This is a genomic window from Stenotrophomonas rhizophila, assembly GCF_003651185.1.
Taxonomy (GTDB): Bacteria; Pseudomonadota; Gammaproteobacteria; order Xanthomonadales; family Xanthomonadaceae; genus Stenotrophomonas; species Stenotrophomonas maltophilia_Z.
In genome coordinates, this window is the sequence record NZ_RCDC01000004.1 from 374229 (window position 1) to 393102 (window position 18874).

The 18874-nt window shown below is 66.7% G+C and carries 18 protein-coding genes; 10 read left to right on the plus strand and 8 right to left on the minus strand.

Annotation, left to right across the window (positions count from 1 at the left end; genetic code table 11):
- Positions 1 to 104: 104 nt before the first annotated feature.
- Genes BCL79_RS01590 through BCL79_RS01605 form a run of 4 tightly spaced genes read left to right on the plus strand, consistent with a single transcriptional unit; the run spans position 105 to position 4756 of the window.
- On the plus strand, positions 105 to 1454 hold the full coding sequence (locus BCL79_RS01590) for a TolC family protein (RefSeq protein ID WP_259462073.1): 1350 nt from the start codon (positions 105 to 107) through the stop codon (positions 1452 to 1454).
- A complete protein-coding gene (locus BCL79_RS01595; RefSeq protein WP_121036860.1) occupies positions 1447 to 2463 on the plus strand; it encodes an HlyD family secretion protein in 1017 nt (338 codons plus the stop codon). The genes BCL79_RS01590 and BCL79_RS01595 overlap by 8 nt, the downstream gene beginning before the upstream one ends.
- Positions 2460 to 3647, plus strand: a complete 1188-nt coding sequence (locus BCL79_RS01600; RefSeq protein WP_121036861.1) for an ABC transporter permease — start codon at positions 2460 to 2462, stop codon at positions 3645 to 3647. The genes BCL79_RS01595 and BCL79_RS01600 overlap by 4 nt, the downstream gene beginning before the upstream one ends.
- Positions 3644 to 4756 carry an ABC transporter permease gene (locus BCL79_RS01605; RefSeq protein ID WP_121036862.1) on the plus strand — a complete coding sequence of 371 codons (1113 nt, stop codon included), beginning with the start codon at positions 3644 to 3646 and terminating at the stop codon, positions 4754 to 4756. The genes BCL79_RS01600 and BCL79_RS01605 overlap by 4 nt, the downstream gene beginning before the upstream one ends.
- A 27-nt stretch (positions 4757 to 4783) precedes the next feature.
- Here the strand turns inward: BCL79_RS01605 and BCL79_RS01610 are convergent, their stop codons facing one another.
- Positions 4784 to 5140 (minus strand): YkgJ family cysteine cluster protein, encoded by a 357-nt coding sequence (locus BCL79_RS01610; protein WP_121041066.1) that lies wholly within the window; start codon positions 5138 to 5140, stop codon positions 4784 to 4786.
- Positions 5141 to 5297: 157 nt separating this feature from the next.
- Here BCL79_RS01610 and BCL79_RS01615 point away from each other — a divergent pair, with 157 nt between their 5' ends.
- Positions 5298 to 6545 carry an arsenic transporter gene (locus BCL79_RS01615; protein ID WP_121036863.1) on the plus strand — a complete coding sequence of 416 codons (1248 nt, stop codon included), beginning with the start codon at positions 5298 to 5300 and terminating at the stop codon, positions 6543 to 6545.
- Positions 6546 to 6605: 60 nt separating this feature from the next.
- Here the strand turns inward: BCL79_RS01615 and BCL79_RS01620 are convergent, their stop codons facing one another.
- From BCL79_RS01620 to BCL79_RS01640, 5 genes are all read right to left on the minus strand, one after another.
- Positions 6606 to 6896 (minus strand): hypothetical protein, encoded by a 291-nt coding sequence (locus BCL79_RS01620; protein ID WP_121036864.1) that lies wholly within the window; start codon positions 6894 to 6896, stop codon positions 6606 to 6608.
- Between the two features lie 82 nt (positions 6897 to 6978).
- On the minus strand, positions 6979 to 8250 hold the full coding sequence (locus BCL79_RS01625; RefSeq protein WP_121036865.1) for a carbohydrate porin: 1272 nt from the start codon (positions 8248 to 8250) through the stop codon (positions 6979 to 6981).
- Positions 8247 to 9644, minus strand: coding sequence for a c-type cytochrome (locus tag BCL79_RS01630; protein ID WP_121036866.1), 1398 nt, complete (start codon positions 9642 to 9644; stop codon positions 8247 to 8249). Before BCL79_RS01630 ends, BCL79_RS01625 begins: the two co-directional genes overlap by 4 nt.
- Positions 9641 to 11281 (minus strand): GMC family oxidoreductase, encoded by a 1641-nt coding sequence (locus BCL79_RS01635; protein ID WP_121036867.1) that lies wholly within the window; start codon positions 11279 to 11281, stop codon positions 9641 to 9643. The genes BCL79_RS01630 and BCL79_RS01635 overlap by 4 nt, the downstream gene beginning before the upstream one ends.
- A 46-nt stretch (positions 11282 to 11327) precedes the next feature.
- Positions 11328 to 11873 carry a sugar dehydrogenase complex small subunit gene (locus BCL79_RS01640; protein ID WP_121036868.1) on the minus strand — a complete coding sequence of 182 codons (546 nt, stop codon included), beginning with the start codon at positions 11871 to 11873 and terminating at the stop codon, positions 11328 to 11330.
- 180 nt (positions 11874 to 12053) lie between these two features.
- Between BCL79_RS01640 and BCL79_RS01645 the strand changes: the two genes are divergently transcribed.
- The 4 genes from BCL79_RS01645 (at position 12054) to BCL79_RS01660 (ending at position 16234) form a co-directional block, all read left to right on the plus strand.
- The gene (locus tag BCL79_RS01645) at positions 12054 to 12296 is read left to right on the plus strand and encodes a hypothetical protein (protein WP_121036869.1); all 243 of its coding nucleotides are present in this window, start codon (positions 12054 to 12056) and stop codon (positions 12294 to 12296) included.
- A gap of 6 nt (positions 12297 to 12302) precedes the next feature.
- Positions 12303 to 12494 carry a hypothetical protein gene (locus BCL79_RS01650; protein WP_121036870.1) on the plus strand — a complete coding sequence of 64 codons (192 nt, stop codon included), beginning with the start codon at positions 12303 to 12305 and terminating at the stop codon, positions 12492 to 12494.
- Positions 12495 to 12789: 295 nt separating this feature from the next.
- Positions 12790 to 14409, plus strand: coding sequence for an SDR family NAD(P)-dependent oxidoreductase (locus BCL79_RS01655; protein WP_428999391.1), 1620 nt, complete (start codon positions 12790 to 12792; stop codon positions 14407 to 14409).
- Between the two features lie 37 nt (positions 14410 to 14446).
- Positions 14447 to 16234: a putative bifunctional diguanylate cyclase/phosphodiesterase gene (locus BCL79_RS01660; protein ID WP_259462074.1), complete on the plus strand. Its 1788-nt coding sequence runs from the start codon at positions 14447 to 14449 to the stop codon at positions 16232 to 16234.
- Here the strand turns inward: BCL79_RS01660 and BCL79_RS01665 are convergent.
- Together BCL79_RS01665 and BCL79_RS01670 are read right to left on the minus strand one after the other, a co-directional pair.
- Positions 16224 to 16898 carry a ChrR family anti-sigma-E factor gene (locus BCL79_RS01665; protein ID WP_121036872.1) on the minus strand — a complete coding sequence of 225 codons (675 nt, stop codon included), beginning with the start codon at positions 16896 to 16898 and terminating at the stop codon, positions 16224 to 16226. The genes BCL79_RS01660 and BCL79_RS01665 overlap by 11 nt on opposite strands.
- The gene (locus BCL79_RS01670) at positions 16895 to 17521 is read right to left on the minus strand and encodes a sigma-70 family RNA polymerase sigma factor (RefSeq protein WP_259462075.1); all 627 of its coding nucleotides are present in this window, start codon (positions 17519 to 17521) and stop codon (positions 16895 to 16897) included. The genes BCL79_RS01665 and BCL79_RS01670 overlap by 4 nt, the downstream gene beginning before the upstream one ends.
- Before the next feature lie 196 nt (positions 17522 to 17717).
- Between BCL79_RS01670 and BCL79_RS01675 the strand changes: the two genes are divergently transcribed.
- On the plus strand, positions 17718 to 18857 hold the full coding sequence (locus BCL79_RS01675; RefSeq protein WP_121036873.1) for an SPFH domain-containing protein: 1140 nt from the start codon (positions 17718 to 17720) through the stop codon (positions 18855 to 18857).
- Positions 18858 to 18874 lie beyond the last annotated feature (17 nt).

Sequence of the window (18874 nt, forward strand, 5' to 3'; positions counted from 1 at the left end):
GGCGCACACTACCCTCTTGCCGTCACACCCCATGGAGCTGCCCCCTCGTGAGCCGGCATTGGCCGCCAACGCGCGCGTTAAAAGGACTTACCAGTCTCCCCCTGATGCTCTGCAGTGCGTTTGCAGCCGCCCAGGTCGCGCCCGACGGCGCTGCAATCCCGGCATTGGACTGGCAACAGTCGCACCAGCGGCTGGAGCAGGTCTCCGATGCCTTGGCCGCCGCGGACGCGTCGGTGCGCAACAAGCAGGACCTGCAGGACGCCACCCGGCTGCTGCGCCTGCCGGAGATCACCGGTGAAGTGCGCCGCCTGCAGTTCCAGAAGACGCTGACCCTGCCCCTCGGTTCGCTGGCCCCGGTGGCCGAGGCGTTCGGTATCGACTCGCCGCTGCAGTTCACCGAGCGCGATTGGCGCACCCGCCCGGTGGTCACGGCGGTGTTGCCGCTGTACACCGGGGGGGTGATCCCTGCCGCCCAGCAGGCCGCGGCAGGCGCGACCGACCAGGCCAGCGCCGAGCGCGAATCGCAGCGCCAGTCGCTGAGCGTGCAGCTGGTCCAGGCCTATTTCGGCCAGCGTCTTGCCGAGCAGGCCGTAGACGTGCGCCGCGAGGTGCGCGATGGGCTGCAGCGTCACCTTGATGATGCGATGAAGCTGGAACGCGAGGGCTTCGCCACCCGCGCCCAGCGGCTGCAGGCCAACGTGGCCCGCGACAAGGCCGAGCGCGAGTATCAGAAATCGCTGAATGATCTGCAGACCCTGAAAGCGGCACTGGCCACGCTGTTGCGCAGCGGCGGTGAAGTCCGGCCGCTGTCGCCTCTGTTCGTGCATCGCGCGCCGATCGGTGCGCTGCCCACCTTCGAACGCGATGCACAGGCCCGGCAGCCGCAGATTGCCCGGCTGCGGGCCGTGGTGGCGCAGGCCGAACAAGGCGTGCGTGTGCAGCAGGCCAAGCTCAAGCCAACCATCTTCCTGTTCGGCCAGTACGATTTCCGCCGCCGCGACGAGATGCTCACCGACCCGGACTGGGCATTCGGCATCGGCCTGAAGTACACCTTCCTCTCCCCCACCTCGCGCCCCGCCCAGATCAGCGCCGCCCGCGCGCAGCAGGATCAGGCCGAAGCCGGCCTGCGCGAGGCCGAGAACCAGGTGACGCTGGGCGTGCGCAAGGCCTGGTACGAACTGGATACCGCCCGCCAGCAGTACCTGCTGCTGGACAGCAGCATCGAACAGAACCGCGAAAACCTGCGCCTGCAGGAGCTGGCCTTCCGCGAGGGCCAGGCCACCTCGCTGGATGTGATCGATGCACGCCTGGGGCTGGGCGGCGCGCAGGTGGAACGCGCACAGGCTGCCTATCAATATGACGTGGCGCTGGCCCAGCTGTTGGAGATCAGTGGACAGATGGACCGATATGAAGAATTCCGCCGCCGGGGCGACGAGGTGATCACGCATGAATGACACATTGCAGGCACCGGCCGACGCGCCGCCGCCGAAAAAACGCAAGGTCGGCCTCCTCATCGGGCTGGTGCTGGCGATCGTGGTGGTGGTCGGGCTGTGGCTGGCCTGGCGCACCCCGGCCGAACAGTTGCAGGGCATGGCCGACGCCGACACCATCAACGTGGCCGCGAAGATCACCGCCCGGCTGGCCGAGCTGAAGGTACGCGAGGGTGACCGGGTCGCCGCCGGTCAGGTGCTGTTCGTGCTGGACAGCCCGGAAGTCGCTGCCAAGGAGGAACAGGCGCACGGTGCACTCGAAGCGGCGCGTGCGGTGGCCGACAAAGCCGATGAAGGCGCGCGCAGCGAGGACATCCGCGCCGCGCAGGCCAACTGGAAACGTGCCGAGGCCGGTGCCACCCTGGCCGATGCGACCTATCAGCGCGTGCAGAACCTCTTCAACGAAGGGGTGATGACCCGCCAGAAACGTGACGAAGCACTGGCCCAGGCGCGCAGCTCGCGCGAGCTGGCCAATGCCGCACGCGCCCAGTACGACCAGGCACTGGCGGGCGCACGCGACCAGGACAAGCGCGCCGCACAGGGTCAGGTGCGCCAGGCGCAGGGCGCGGTTGCCGAAGTGAACGCCGCCCGCGAGGAGGTCAATGGCCGCGCGCCCGTGGCCGGCGAGATCAACAAGCGCATGTCGGATATCGGCGAGCTGGTTCCGGCCGGCTACCCGGTCTTCACGCTGGTCGACATCGACCGCATGTGGGTCTCGGTGAACCTGCGCGAATCGCAGATGCGGGGCCTGAAGGTCGGCGCCCGTCTGCGTGGCACGGTGCCCGCGCTGGATCGTGATGCGGAATTCGAGGTGTATTTCATCAATCCCGCCGGTGACTACGCCACGTGGCGTGCCACCCGGCAGTCCTCCGGGTATGACGTGCGCAGCTTCGAAATCCGGCTGCGCCCGGTCGCCCCGGTGGAAGGCTTCCGCCCCGGGATGAGCGTGTTGTTCGGGTGGCCGCAGGGATGAGCCGGCCGGTGTGGGCGAGCGCTGCGGCGTCGTTCCAGCGCGAGCTTCAGCACCTGCGCCGCGATCGTGCCGATCTGCTGCTGGTCACCCTGCTGCCGGCGCTGATGCTGGGCGTGATGGCCTGGCTGTTTGCCGCCTCGGTGATGCGCGATATCCCCATCGCCATCGTCGACCTGGACCGCAGCGCGGAAAGCAGACAGCTGGCCCGCATGCTCGATGCCAGCCCCGGCGTCAGCGTGGCCAGCCAGCCGTCCAGCCTGGCCGAGGCGCAATCGCAGCTGCGCCGGTTGGACGTCTTTGCAGTCGTACTGGTGCCGCGCGATGCCACGCGGCAGGCACTGCGCGGCGAACAGGGCACGGTGTTCGCGTACTACAACGCCACCTACCTCACCACCGGCCAATCGGCCGTGCGCGATATCGTCGAAGCGGTCAGCGCCTGGAATGCGCGGCTGCTGGGCGAGCGCATCGGCAAGCAGGTGGGCCCGGGCAAGCTGCGCGCGCCGCCGATCGCGGTGCAGTCGGACATCCTGCACAACCCGGCGCGCAGCTATGAGTTGTTCCTGCTGCCCTTGCTGTTCCCGGCCGTGCTGTCGCTGGGGCTGGCATTGACGGTCGCGGCCAGTCTGGGGCGCGAAGTGCGTGACGGGCACCTGCGCGAATGGCTCGGCGATGCCCCATGGTCGGCGATCGCCGGCAAGGTCGTGCCGTACGTGCTGCTGTTCTCGGTCTACGGTGCGCTCGGGGTGCTTTACCTTGCCCTGCTCCGTGGCGACGGCATCGCCGGCAGTGCCCTGCTGCTGATGTTGGGGCAACCGCTGTTCTACCTGGCCTGCGCGGCGGTGGCTCTGCTGTTTGTCGGGCTCACCCGTGACATGGGCACGTCACTGTCGGCGATCGGCTTGAGCATCGGCACCGCGCTGGCGTTTTCCGGCGCCACCTTCCCGGTGGTCGATGCGCCGCTGTTCACCCGTATCTGGAATCTCCTGCTGCCGCTGACCGCCTACGTGAAGCTGCAGACCCAGCAGCAGTTCGTGGGCGCGCCGTGGAGTGTCTCGCTGTGGCCGCTGGGCACGCTGCTGCTGATGGTGCTGGTGGCCGGTGGCATCGGTGGCTGGCGATTGATGGCGGCCGCGCGCAACGCCGATCCGGTGCTGCCGGGTGCACCGCGCGAGACCCGCGCATGAACCGCTTCGTCGACAGCCTGCGCCTGACCCTGCGCACGGTGCTTACCGATCGCTATGCCGTCGTGCTCATGGTCGGCGCGGTAGTGCTGTACTCGTTCTTCTACCCGGCCGCCTACCGCCACCAGGTGGCCAGCAACCTGCCCATCGTGGTGGTCGACCATGATCAGAGCGCCACCAGTCGGGAATTGCTGCGCCGGGTGGACGCGCTGCACACGGTACGCATCGTGGATCAGCCGGCCAGCATCGACCAGGCCCGCGACGAGATGGAGGCCGGCAGGGCCGAGGGCATTCTGCTGATACCGGCCAACCTTGAACGGGACGTCCTGCGCGGCGGCCACGGCTATCTGGTGTTGATGGGCAACGGTGCCTACCTTGGCCGCGCCAGTTGGGTGCTCGGCGGCGTGGCCGAGGCCCTGACCGCGTTCGCGCGCGAGGCGGCCGTGTCCCAGGCGGCGTTCATGGGGGCACCCCAGGCACCGCCGATCACGTTGGTGCAGCGGCCGCTGTTCAACACGCAGGAAGGGTACGGCAGCGCCATCGTGCCCGGCGTGGCCGAGCTGATCGTGCATCAGACGCTGCTGATGGGCATCGGCGTGCTGCTTGGCGCCCGGCGGTTGGCGCTGGGTCGGCGCCTGCGTTTCGATCTGCCCACATTGGCCGGCATGGCGGTGGGCTTCGGTGCCATCGGCCTGCTCGGGCTGCTCTATTACGCCGGTTTCACCGCGTGGGTGCAGGATTACCCGCGCGGTGGCAATCCACTCGGGCAGCTGCTGGGCGGCACCTTGTTCATCGCCGCCACGGTGGCATTCGGTTTGTTCGTCGGCAGTTTCTTCGCTACCCGCGAGCGTGCGTTCCAGGTCGTGATCGCCTGCTCGATACCGTTGTTCTTCCTGGCCAACCTGTCCTGGCCGGCGGTCACTTCGCCGCCGGCGCTGGTCGCGCTGGCGCACCTGCTGCCCACCACCCCCGGCATCAACCTGATGGTGCGGTTGAATCAGATGGATGCCCGCCTGGGTGAAGTCAGCCACGAGCTCTGGACATTGCTCGCGCTGCTGGTGCTGTACGGGGGCCTGGCGATATGGCGGCTGGGTGCCCGCAGGTCGAACTGACTCATGCTGTTGCGGACACTCCGCGCGTTAGATCAATACCTGCCGCGTGCTGCGAAGAAACTGATGGATCTCTTTCTCCACCGATTCATCCAGCATGTAGACCGGCCGCTGGCCGTTGGGGCAGCGCAGGCTGGGGGTCGTCCCGAACATGCGGCAGATCAAGGGGCGTTCCTCGTAGACCTCACAGCCCTGCTTGCCCAGATACGGGCAACTCAGGTCCGCCAAGGCTGCCGCATGCTCGGCATCGCTCTTGACCGGCAGCCGCGCCACTTCCTCGCTTGAAGCGGTGACTGGGCCACAACAGTCCGTACACCCCACGATGCAGCGGAAGGTCGGGATCTGGTCGCGCAGACGCTGGATCGCGTCGCGGGTGGCGTAAGGCATTGCGATGGGCCTTGGAACGGCGTTGGCGGTGGGCCATTTTAACGCGTCGGCAATCGCGACGTATCCAGGGTGCTTCATCTGGGCGCGCAGGCGTGATCCCCTCGTCCGCTGGGTATGATGTCGCGTTCGCCAAGCTGTGTGCCCAAGCAACCCCTCCATGCACGTCCCCACCCCCTCCCTGATCATCTGGATAGTGACCGCCGTTGCCACCAGCGGCGTCATCTTCCGTCCCTGGCGGATCCCCGAGTATGTCTGGGCACTGGGCGCTGCCGTGCTGCTGGTCGCGACCGGGCTGGTGCCCATCCCCACGGCCATCGCGGCGGTCGCTGAAGGCGGCGATGTCTACCTGTTCCTGATCGGCATGATGGTACTGGCCGAGCTGGCGCGTCACGAAGGCCTGTTCGACTGGCTGGCCATGTATGCCGTCCAGCATGCCAAGGGGTCTGGACGGCGCCTGTTTGACCTGGTCTTCCTGGTCGGCACGCTGGTGACCATTTTCCTTTCCAACGACGCCACCGCCGTGGTGCTCACACCGGCGGTTTACGCGGCCTGCAAAGCGGCCCGCGCCAATCCCCTGCCCTACCTGTTCGTCTGCGCGTTCATCGCCAACGCAGCCAGCTTCGTGCTGCCGATCTCCAACCCCGCCAACCTGGTGGTGTTCGGCAGCCACATGCCCTCGCTGCCGGAGTGGCTGCGGCAGTTCAGTCTGCCGTCGCTGGCCGCGATCTTGATGACGTACCTGGTGCTGCGTTTGGCTCAGCGCCGTGAGATCGCGCACCCGCTGGCGGAGCGGATCGAGCACCGCGCCCTGTCCGAGGGCGGTCGCCTGTGCGCCATCGGTGTCGGGCTCACCGGCATCGTGCTGCTGGCGACCTCGGCGATGAACGGCCCGCTCGGCTTGACCACCTTCTGCGCCGGTGCGCTCACGTTGGCGGCGGTTCGCCTGCGCCAGCGGCGCAGTGCCATGCCGATACTTCGGCACGTCGCCTGGGGGGTGCTCCCGCTGGTGGCAGGCTTGTTCGTGCTGGTCGAAGCCGTCGCGCAGACCGGCGTGATCCGCACGGCCGCGCATGCATTGGAAGCACTCGCACGAACCTCGCCGAGCGAGGCCGGCTGGGCTGCGGGTATTGCCGCCGCCATGGCGAGCAATCTGGCCAACAACCTGCCCATCGGGCTGGTCGCCGGATCACTGGGGCAGATGGCTGATTTGCCGGCGCAGACGCGCGCGGCGCTGCTGATCGGCGTGGATCTCGGGCCGAACCTGTCGGTCACCGGCTCGCTCGCCACGATGCTGTGGCTGGTCGCGCTGCGGCGGGAGGGCGAGAACGTCAGCGCCCTGCAGTTCTTCAAACTGGGGGTACTGGTGATGCCGCCGGCGCTGATCGCGGCGTTGCTGCTGCTGTAGCGATGCTGATGCGCTAACGGTGCAACCGTGTCGTCGGGCTGCCGTGACGCTACATCCGTCTCAGGCGGCGTTCGGCGTCCACTGGCGCAGGGTGGCGGCTTTCAGCGACTGCTCGCCGCAGCCGGTGGGGCAACGCAGTACCCGCGCGGCCGCGTTGCTGACAAAACCAGCGCCTTCCTGCGCCTTGAAGATCACCTCACACGACAGGCAGCGCGCCACCATCGAATACAGGTGAACGATGCGGCCGCTGCAGGGATCCTGCAGCGCGCTCACATCCAGCAGGTCGAAGTGGCAGCTGTCGGGCATCGCGCGGCGGGGAAACGGTGGGGAAACGGTCGTCTGCGGATTCACGCGTGCCAGCCTCGATGGTGTGGGCATCACTTTAGGTACCCGGATGTGGAGCGTGCGTGCATTGGACGACCGTCCCGCGTGATCACAACGTCGCCTGCGCCTGCAGCGTGAACACCCAGCTGTCCGGCCGGCTCTCATACGCCCCCGGCCGGGCCACATACTGCACCGCAGGCCGCAGGATCAGCCACGGGGTCACCTGCACACCGTAATTGAGCTCCACGAACTGCTCGTTGCTCTGCACGTCCTTGCCGGTGATGCGCTGGTACTGGGCAAGGCGGTCGGAGATGTCCAGCCGGGTCCACGCCAGGCTGAGCACATCATCCTCGCGTGAGGCCACCACACCGCGCCAACTCAGGCCGGCTTCCCACGAATACCGCATGAGTCCGGTCTTGGCATCGGCACGCGTGGCCACGCCGAATACCGACAGGCCGCGCACGGTGTCGCCTTCGGGCTTCAGCACGCGCTGCGCCAGCTGGATGTACGAACCGCTGCGATGCGAAGCGCGCGGCGCGGCCGGATTGCCGATGTCGTCGGCGTTGGAGGTATCCAGGTAGTAGCCGGCCTTGTAGGTACCGCCGTAATGCTCGCCGGTGTTGCCGTGGCTGTAGCCCACTTCCACGGGCAGGAACAGGCCGGTCTTGCCGCGGTCGGACACGCGGAAGCCACTGCCCTCCTGCTTTCGCATCGGCACGACATCGTAAATGCCGGTCTGTGCGTACCAGCCTGAGGGATCGGCCCACTTCACCCGCATGCCCCACTGGCCGGTCGGGTTGTCCAGCCAGCCGGAACTGTAGATCGGCCCCAGCGGATGCCCGCACTGGCCGTTGTTGTTGAAATTGCAGGTGTACGGCAAGCCGCCGAAGTCGTTGCCCATCGAGTAGAAGCCGCCCTTCAGGCTCAGCCGCTTGTCCAGCAGCCAGCGCTCGTAGGAGAGTTCGTTGAAGCGCAGGTTCTGCCCTTGGCCATAGAACGCCTGGTTCTGCACGTAGGAACCGGTCGAGCGGTCATTGACCGCATTGCCGAAGCGGTCGGAGAACACCACCCGCATCGTGCCGTCGAAGCCGAAGGCCTTGCCGGTATCGATCATGGCACCGAAATCAACGTGCTCGGTGGTGGACCAGCCGGTGCCCTTGTAGCCGTCGCTGTTGACGCCCGTGGCAATCACGATGCGGGCGCTCGGCGTCACGCCCCGGTCCTGCAGCCAGATCCGGGCCGCCCAGTCCGCGCTGAGCGGGGTCTGGGCAATGGTGTCCACCGGTTTGGGCGTGGGCGCATCGCTGGCGGCGGCCCAGGCCGGTAGGCTGGCGGCGATCGCCATCAGCCCGAGGCTGATCAGATAAGGGGTGTGTTTCATGTCGAGGCCCTCCGCAGCCTGCGTTTCTTCCAGGCGCGTCGCACCATCAGGATCACCACCACGAACGCCGCAAGCCCGAGGATGAGCAGCGGCAGCCACAGGCGCGCGATCTTGGCCAGCAGCGGTTTCTCACCGCCATCGCGGATCAGCGCGACCTGGGCTTCCGTGACCTGGTCACCGGGCCCAAAGCTGGTCCGCACATAGCTCGCGACCGCCGCGACATCGGCATCGCTCAGCGCCTGCACGTACGAGCCCTCCGAAAAGTGCGGCATCACTACGTGCTGGCCGTCCACCTCGCGGTCGATGCCGCCGATGATGGTGGCCACCAGATTCTGCGGCCGGGTCATGCCGACGGTGCTGTTGTGCACCAGCGAGGGGTAATAGCCGTCCTTGCTGCCCTCCCCTTTGGGGCCATGGCAGCTTGCACACAGCCCGGAATACAGCACTGCACCGGAGGCCAGGGGGGCATTGGTGCCACGCACCGGTTGTTCGCCCGGCGCCGCGGTGGGGTCACCCCAGGCAAAGGCCGCACGCGTGGCGTCCTTGTCGGCCACGGCAGGCACGGTGCGCAGGTAAGTCACGATGGCACGGATGTCTTCATCGCGCAGTTTGGAGAGGCTGTTCGTCACCGCTTCGGCCATACCGCCACCGGCCTGCCCCTTGCCCTCAACCCGACCGGTCTTCAGGTACTGGGCCAGTTCGTCATCGGTCCACCCGCCGATCCCGCTGATCGGGTGCGAAGTGATGTTGGGCGCATACCAATCGCCCAGCGAACCACCGGCGAAGGCTTTACCGCCCACCTCCTGCATCATCAACCCGCGTGGACTGTGGCAGCTGGAGCAGTGCGCCAACCCTTCCACCAGGTAGGCACCCCGATTCCACTGCGCGCTCTGTGCCGGATCCGGTTTGAACGGGGTCTTGTCCAGGAACAGCAGATTCCACACCGCCATGGACGAGCGCACGCTGAAGGGGAATGGCAGTTCGGTGGCACGTGCTTCCTCATCGACCGGTGCGACCGCCTGCATGAAATAGACGTACAGCGCGTGGATGTCCTCGTCGGTCAGCTTGGCGTAGGAGGTGTACGGCATCGCCGGATAGAGGTGGGCGCCGTCCTTGCGTACACCTTCGCGTACGGCCTGGGCGAAATCGGCCTCCGTGTAGTTGCCGATGCCGTGGGACTTTGACGGAGTGATGTTGCTCGCCCAGATCTCACCCAGCGGCGAGGCGATCGCGTAACCGCCGGCGTAGGGCTTGCCCTGCTTCGGGCTGGTATGGCACGCCACGCAGTCCGCGGCCACGGACAGGTAGCGCCCACGTTCGATGGTGTCATCGGCGCGCGCAGTGTGGCTGACGCCAGCCAACAGGCCCGATGCGATGAGCAGAAAGGCCTTCATACGGCACGCTCGATGGCATCGGCCGCGCGCAGGGCCAGCGCGGCCATGGTCAGGGTGCTGTTGACGACGCTGGCCGAGACCATCGCGCTGCCTCCCGGCAGCCACAGATTCGGGTGATCATGCGCGCGGCAATCGCCATCGACCACGGAATCGCGCGGATCCGCGCCCATGATGGTGGAGCCCATGATGTGGTTGTTGGCATTAAGCGCCGTGGTGATCACGAACTCTTCGGCGTTGAACAGCGTGCCGATGTGCCGTAGCTGATCGCAGGATTTGTCGTAGCCTTTGCGCGCGTAGTCGCCCAGCGAGTAATGGATGTCCGGGCAGGCCAGGCCATGGCCATCGACGCGGGTCGTGGACAGCGTCAGCCGGTTGCTCGGGTCGGGCAGCGGCTCCAGGCTGATCGACAGATCCACCCCGTAGATCGCGCGGCGTCGGATTTCCGCGTCCAGCGCCTCACCGGCGAGCCCCATTTTCAGTGCCTGGTCGGTGGCGATCGCCACCCGGCTGATGTTGTTGAGGATGATCTTGGTCGCAGAGTATTCCGACCGGAACGCGCCGTCACGCGGCCCGACCATGCAGCTGGACTGCGCCGGGCCACGCCCCAGCCAGATCGGGCGGTCGGCAATGAAGGAGCAGTGGAAGCCGGAGTGGTCCAGCATGTTGCGGCCGACCTGATCGGACGAATTGGCGATGCCGTTCGGGTTCTGCTCATTGGCGGCGAGCAGCAGCAGACGCGGCGTCTCCAGCGCATTGCAGGCGATCACGAAACTGCGGCCGGTGGCCTTGTGGCTGACCTTGTCGCTGTCATACCAGTGAATGGCGGTGACACGGTTCTGCGCATCGGTGTCGATCTTGTACGCCACCGCTTCGGCCAGCACCTTGGCGCCCAGCGCTTCGGCGGCCTGCACGGTATGGACGCCGTTGTACATCGCCCCGATCGGGCAGATCGGCTGGCAGTTGTTGTTGCCACAGCACGCGGGGCGATCGTTCCAGGGCTTGATCATGCGCCCCTGCGGAATCGGCACCAGGTTGTAGCCGTGCGGATTGACCACCTCGGCGAATACCTTATCGCCGTTGCCCCACGGAATCATGTCGGCCAGGTACGGCTTGGAGCGCTCCGAAGGGCTCTGCTGCGCGGGGTCGTTCGGCCCGGAGACGCCCATGGCTTCCTCCGCGCGGCAGTAATACGGCTCGATGTCCTCGTAGCTGATCGGCCAATCGCGCCCGACCCCGTAGGCGGACTGCATTTTGAAATCGACCGGAAGATGGCGCCAGCAGGAGGCAGCCCAGTGCCAGGTCGTGCCACCAACCGCCTTGATGAAGCCCTGGTGGAAGCTGCTGGCATCGGGGCCGGTCAGGCCGACGTAGTCGTTGGCGGGGAAATACAGTGGCGCCGTCGCGAATTTCGATTGCGGGAACGGGCCTTGGAAATCGCTGCCGATGCGTCGTTCGAAGCTGACGTTGCGCCAGTTCTCAACGACGTCGGAACGGTTCAGACGGGGGCCGGCCTCAAGGACCAGGACCGATTTGCCGGCGCGCACCAATTGGTGGGCGATCAATGCACCGACGACGCCCGAACCGACGATCACGACGTCGGCATCGGCGTCGCCATCACGGAAAACCGGAGCTTTCATGAGAGGGGTTCCAGATCGATAACAGAGAAAAAAGGACTGCGCAGGCTCAGGCGTGGGCGCGAATCGGGGCCGGCGGCTCAGCCGTCCACCAGCCGGGGCCGCCTTGGACGTAGGTCGGTGGTGAAAGACCGTCATCCACGCAGCGCTGCATCAGCGCATCGCGGTAGGACACGGTCACGGCGTGCACGCCTTTGCCCACGGTGCCGGTGTACCAGGCGGTGATGATGGCCAACGCCGCCGGCTTGGCATCGCCTGCGGCCGCGACCAGCGCCTGCGCACCACTGACCTGCCCTGCCAGGGTGACCAGGGTGGGGAACTGCGCATGCAGCTCGGGCTGAAGATGGGCGAACGCCTGCTCGATCCGGTCGGCCGTGGCCGGGTCCAGATCGGTCTTACCGGTCAGCGCGTGAGAGAGCTCGAGGAAGGCGGTGTCGGTCTTGGCTGCGGGCGCTGTTGCGGCTGGCGCTGCAACGGCAGGCGCTTTGTCACGGCAGGCTGCGAGCAGTGAAACCGAACCGACCGCAAGAAGGAAGCCTCGTCGTGTGAGGCCTTGCCCCCGACGATGCTCGTCCAATCCCTCGGGAATACTCATGATGTGAACTCTGCTCCGTAACACGCCGGCTCCCCGCCCGTAGACCACGGAACGGCTAAGCTTCGACGGCGACAAGGCTACTCCCCCTGTCTGTCATCACGGAGTGATAAGTGATGACTCACGCACCGCGCACGGAATCAGCGCTACAACGCGGGCTAGTCTCAGTTCCGGAGAGTTGCCATGCGAACCCTGTTGTTCAGTGCCCTCGCGGCGATGGCGTTGTCGGCCTGCAATCAGGCCGAGCCTACCGATCAGGGTAAGCACGCCGATACCATCGAGCAGCCTGCACCGGCGGCAGGCAGTGAGCCCGCCCGTAACGTGCCCGGGGGCGGCAGTGGTACAGCCGCCTCCGAACAGCAGGACTCCGGGCATGGCACCGGGACCGGTGCGGAGCCGAAGCGCGAATCGCCGCCGAAGCCGTAGCACGTCATGACGCCACTCGATAAACCACTCCGCCGGGAAGTCCAGATCGACGACGAGGTCTATACGTTGACCCTTGATCCGGAGGGCCTGAAGCTGGTGCCCAAGGGCAAGCGGAACGGTGTGACCCTGAAATGGGCGGAACTGGTCAACGGTGACGCGGCGCTGGCGACGGCGCTTCAGGCGTCACTCGGGCACTGAGTGGCGGGGCATCGAGCGTCCAACGCGATGCGATGCGCGGCAGGTGGACTGAGGTCAATGAGCAGCAGTGCCCGATGCCGTCGTCACCGTACGGCAGCGCGAGGCCGCCGATCCAGAACGACACCGCTGCCGCCAGAGGCCCTGACGCCACGTGTTTCGGCCCGCACACGCTTTCTCCATTCAGGTTGATGGCGACGGGAAAGCAAGCAGACTCAGGATCAGGGACAATAGCCACCCACCGTATGCCCCGGGCTGCTGGCGGATGCCCCCATCAGGGGCCGTCGCGCGGCGGCCCATGCCTGTCTTCCTGCTGCTTTCCGGATCCGAATTGAATACCACCGCCCTGCCCCTTGCCGACGACGACCTGCCCCTGACCGACCGCCTGCGCACCGCGCTGGACCTGCTGGAGGCCATCGAAGCCGACCGCAGCGTGCTCGATACGCTGCCCGAAGCAGACCGCGTGCGCCTGCACCAGGTGGTGGCCAAGGTGTATCACCCCGAGCCCAAGGCCCGCCGGGCCAAGCTGAAGCAGCAGGCCAAGGCGCGGCACCAGGAAAAGGTGGCCAAGTCCGAGGCGCTGCTGGCGCAGACCGGTATCCGCGCCCTGCGCCGCAAGCCGGTGTTCAGCACCCCGAACTATTTCCCGCCGCACGCGGCCGGCCTGCATGACGCCTCCAACGGCGAGAATGCGGCGGCCACGCCGGAACCGGTGCATTCCCCGGAATTGCGCCATTGCTATGTCTGCAAGCAGAAGTTCACCCAGCTGCACCACTTCTATGACCAGATGTGCCCGGCCTGCGCCGAGCTGAACTTCGTCAAGCGCACCGAGACGGCGGACCTCACCGGCCGCGTCGCGCTGCTGACCGGCGGCCGGGTCAAGATCGGCTACCAGGCCGGCCTGAAGCTGCTGCGGGCCGGTGCCGAGCTGATCGTGACCACGCGCTTCCCGCGGGATTCGGCCGCGCGCTACGCCGAAGAGCCGGACTTCGGCGTGTGGGGCCACCGCCTGCAGGTGTACGGCCTGGACCTGCGCCATACCCCGAGCGTGGAGGCCTTCTGCAACGAGCTGCTGGCCACCCGTTCGCGTCTGGATTTCATCATCAACAACGCCTGCCAGACGGTCCGCCGCCCGCCGCAGTTCTATGCGCACATGATGGCCGGCGAAACCGCCGCGCTGCATGAGGTGCCCGAGACGCTGCGCAAGCTGATCGGCGATTACGAGGGCCTGCGCAGTGCCGAACTGCTCGGCACCACCGCCTCGGCCGCGCTGCCGGTGGTCCAGGGGCGTGATTTCAATGCCGCCAATGGTCTGACCCGTGCCGCCGAGCTGTCGCAGGTCCCGCTGCTGGAGGATGAGCTGGTCGCCCAGCAGCATCTGTTCCCGGATGGCCGGTTGGATCAGGACCTGCAGCAGGTGGATCTGCGCGGTCGCAACTCCTGGCGCATGCTGATGGCCGAAGTGCCGTCGGTGGAACTGCTGGAAACCCAGCTGGTCAATGCCATCGCGCCGTTCATCATCAATGCGCGCCTGAAGCCGCTGATGCTGCGCACGCCTGAGCGTGACAAGCACATCGTCAACGTCTCGGCGATGGAGGGGCAGTTCTACCGCAACTTCAAGACCACCCGCCATCCGCACACCAACATGGCCAAGGCCGCGTTGAACATGATGACGCGCACCTCGGCCGCCGATTACCAGAACGACGGCATCCACATGAACAGTGTGGACACCGGCTGGGTGACCGACGAGGATCCGGCGGACATCGCGGCCAAGAAGGTGAAGGAAGAGCGCTTCCATCCGCCGCTGGATATCGTCGACGGCGCTGCGCGCATCGTTGATCCGATCATCCACGGGTTCAACACCGGCGAACATGTCTGGGGCCAGTTCCTGAAGGACTACGCGCCGACCGACTGGTAAGCGCATCCAGGGGCGTGTTTCGTCCGTATAGCGTGGAATGACGCCCCCCACCTCACAACGCGACGAACGCAGCGCGGTCCTCAGTGCCATGCAGCTCGATGGCCTGGCATCCGTGCCGGCGCTGGACCGGCTTACGGCACTTGCCGGGTACACCTTCGATGCCCCGGTGGCGTTCGTCTCCATCCTCGGGGATGTGGAGCAGCGCTTCCTTTCCCGGATCGGCCTGCCCATGGCGCAGACCGACATCCGCGCCTCGATCTGCGCCCACGCCGTCACCTCCGAGGGCGTGCTGGTGGTGCCCGATCTCCAGCAGGACCCCCGCTTCCGGGACAACCCGCTGGTCACCCACAGCCCGCATCTGCGCTTCTACGCCGGCGCCCCCCTGGTGGCCAAGAACGGCGTGCCCATCGGGGCCTTTTGCATCATGGACACGCGCCCGCGCACGTTCGATCAGGGGGATCAGGAGCAACTGAGCACCCTGGCCGAACTGGTGGTCGCGCAGCTGGAGCTGCGGGCGATGTCCGGTCGGCTGGACCCGGTCAGCGGCCTGCCAAGCCGGCACCAGTTCCATGCGGATCTGCCCGGTATCCTTGCGCGCTGCGCCGATGGAACCGCGTATGCCGTTGCCGTGGACATCCTCGACATTCCGCGGGCCAACCAGGTCGGTCAGGTGCTCGGGCTGCGCCCGCTGGAGGCCCTGATCCGGCGCGCCGGTGTCCGCCTGCGCGCCGCGCTGGGGGGCGTGGCGACGGTCTACCACGTGGGGGTGACGCGGTTCGCCTTCGTGGTCGAGATGCCTGCCGCGGCACAGGTCGAGGCGCTGATCCTGGAGTTGAGAACGCGCATGTTGCGTCCGCTGATGGCCGCGGCGGTCCCGATGTCCCCCCGTTTCCATGCCGGCATCTGTGCGGTCGATCCGGATGAAGAAGACAGCCACGACCTGTTGCGGCGGCTTCTGGTGAGCATGCAGGGCGCGTTCGACGCGCGGCAGCCCTTCTGCTGGTATTCCGCACAGCGCGACGAGAAGATGCACCGCGCCTACCGTCTGGCCTCGGATGCCGAACGCGGCCTGCAGAACGGCGACTTCCATCTGGACTACCAGCCGCGCTTCACCCTTGACGGTCGGCGCCCGGTCTCGGCCGAAGCGTTGATCCGGTGGAACCACCCCACCCTGGGGCCGATCAGCCCGGGCGAGTTCATTCCGGTCTTCGAGCGGACGGCGCTGATGGACGAGGTGACCCACTGGGTCCTGGACACCGCGCTGGATCAGGTCCAGGCGTGGCGCGCCCAAGGACAGGACATTCCGGTCTCGATCAACCTGTCCAGCAGCTATCTGTCCAATGCCTCGGCCTGGCAGGACATCCGCAGCAAGCTGGAGCACAGGGCGCTGCCGTTCTCGATGATCGAACTGGAGATCACCGAAGGCGAATGGCTGCGCCCGGGATCGCCGGCCATCGGCCACATCGCGGCGATGGCACAGGCCGGCATCACGGTGGCGATCGATGACTTCGGCAGTGGCTACAGCAATTTCAGCTACCTGTCCGACCTTCCCATCCACACCGTCAAGCTGGACAAGTCACTGATCGATGGCATCGCCAGCAGCTCGCGCGCGCGCGCCAAAGTATCGGCCATCCATCATCTGGCCCACGAGCTGGGCTACCTCACCGTGGCCGAGGGCGTCGAGCATCAGGCGCAGGTGGATGTACTGGCCGCGATGGGGGTCGACGAAGTCCAGGGCTACCTGCTTGCCCGGCCCATGGCGCCGGCCGCGGTGATGCAGGTATTCCAACAGGCCGCGATCACACCGCGCCCCGTCAGAGTTTGAACACCTGCTGCAGCTTGCGCGCGAACCACCCGCTGAAGACCAGCGGCGCATCCAGCGCTGACACACAGATGCACGCCACACCGGGGGTGGTCACGGGCTGATGCTCGACGTCGCTGTCCAGATCGGCCACATCGCCGGGGGCGAAATGCCCCAGGGAATCGTCATAGGCGCCGCGGAGAATCTGGGTCAGCTCGCTGTTGCCATGGCTGTGCATGGGCAGGCATTTGCCGGGGGCGATCTTGAGCATGATCAACGACGGGTGCGCCGGTGCACGGATGCAGTGGACACCCGGCGCCATCCAGCGCCATTTCAGCGAGCGGTAGGACGTCCCGAAATGCGGTGCCAGTGCGGCCGGCAGTTGATCCGGATCGTGCACCCGCGCGTGGCCCGGTTCCGCACCCTCCCGCGCCACCGGAGGACGTGCCGGCGCATCAAGCCGGCCCAGCATCGCCTCGCGCAGTGCTGCCTGGCGATTCTCCTCGGGCGGCGGCGACAACTGCTGCTCCAGCAACACGCCCCCCAAACGCTCGGCCGAACGCAGCTGCTCCCGGCAGTGGGCGCACCCTTCCAGGTGGGCAGCGGTGACCACGGACATCTCCGGGGCCAACGTACTGGTCGCAAACCCCAGCACGGTGGCCGGATCCAGATGGTGGCGAGGATTCATCGCTGCTCTCCCATCAACGCCTGCAGTTGCAGGAAGGCCCGCCGGATATGTGATTTCACCGTGCCCAGCGGCATGTTCAACTCGTTGGCGATCTCGGCATGGGTCTTTGCTTCGAAATAGGACATCCGGATCAACCGTGCCTGGGTGGCGGACAGTTCATCCAGCCGTTGCTTGAGCCGGACATGCTCGGTGTGCAGCTCGGCCAGAGAGCCGCGCCCGTCGTCCTGCTCTGCCGCCTGCTCGACCACGTCATGGGCATGCACCCAGATGTGCTCGCGCCGCACGCGATCGATATGGAGGTTGCGGGCCACCCGGTACAGCCAGGTGCCCAGGCTGCTCCGCATCGGATCGTAGAGATCGGCGCGGTTCCACAACTTGAGCAGGACCTCCTGGGCCAGGTCCTCGGCCACGCCGTGGGGCGCGCCCAGCCCGTTCAGATATCGGCACAGGCGCGGCATGAAGTGATCGTAGATCCGCATGAAACACTCACGATCCCGCGTACTGGCAACCGCCGCCACGTCCGCAGCCCAGGCTTTCAGCTCCACTGGGTGTTGAGCAGGCGCGGCAGTCATCCGGGCAACCTCGAAGGGCGTCATCCTTGCAGCAGGCAGGTCAGCGTCCATCGTAGGCCACTTCCGGGCGATCGGCGAGTTGGGGTTCATGGGCGGTCTACGGGCGGCAGAGCCGTTTGGATGCAGCCGCTACCTGACCCGGCACCGCGGCGGGATCCGCGGCGCCACTGCCGGCGCGCTGGCTGCTGATATAGTCAGACGAGCATGGCGGGCACGGTGCCCGGCCACGAATCGCAGGGAGTGGGTCATGGGTCTTCGTCAGGCAGTGGCAGGGGCAGTCGGTGGCGTTCTGGCCGACCAGTGGAAGGATTTCTACACCGTGCCGACGGGCCTGCCCTCCACGGCAGCGCTGTTCGCGGCGGTGCCGCGTGGCACCAATGCCGGGCGCGGCTCCAACACCAGCGCCTCCTCCAACATCATCACCAACGGCTCGAAGATCGTCGTGCCCGAAGGGTACGGCCTGCTGCTGTTCCAGGACGGCGCGATCACCGGCTTCGTTGCCGAACCGGGTGGCTATGAATGGCGCTCGGACGATACCAATTCGCAGTCGATCTTCGCCGGTGACGGGTTCGTCAGCCCGCTGATCAAGCAGAGCTGGGAGCGCTTCAAGTTCGGCGGCCAGCCAGGGTCGCAGCAGGCGGCGTTCTTCGTCTCACTGAAGGAACTGCCGGACAACCGTTTCGGCACGCAGTCCGAAATCTACTGGGATGACGGTTTCCTCGGCACGCAGGTCGGCGCGGTCACGCGCGGCTCGTACACGCTGAAGATCGTCGATCCGATCCTGTTCGTGAAGAATTTCGTGCCGGCCAGCTACCTCCAGCCCGGCCAGGTGTTCGATTTCACCGATCTGGACAACGCCGCCGCCAGCCAGCTGTTCAATGAAGTGGTGGGCTCGCTCGCGCCAGCCTTCAGCCTGTATACGAACGATCCCGGCAAGGGCAACCGCATCACCAAGCTGCAGCAGGATTCGCTCGGCTTTGCGCAGAGCCTGTCCGCTGCCGTCGAGCAGGGTTACCAATGGAAGTCCGACCGTGGCCTGGCCATCGTCAAGACCGCCATTGTCTCGATCGAGTACGACGCCAACACCCGCGAGCTGCTCAAGACCGTGCAGCGCGCCGATGCCCTGGCCGGCTCGCGTGGCAATTCCAACCTGCAGGCCAGTGTGGCCCAGGGCATCCAGTCGGCGGGCGAGAACGGCGGCGCGGCCGGCCTGGTCGGCGTGGGCATGGCCTCGGGCATGCTCGGGGTCGGCGGCATGCAGCAGCCGGTTGCTCCGGCCGCGGATGATCCGGTCGCCAAGCTGAAGAAGGCCAAAGAGATGCTGGACCTCGGCCTGATCACCCAGGACGACTACGACAAGCTCAAGGCCAAGGCGCTGGGGCTGTAAGACACCGAGCGCACCGA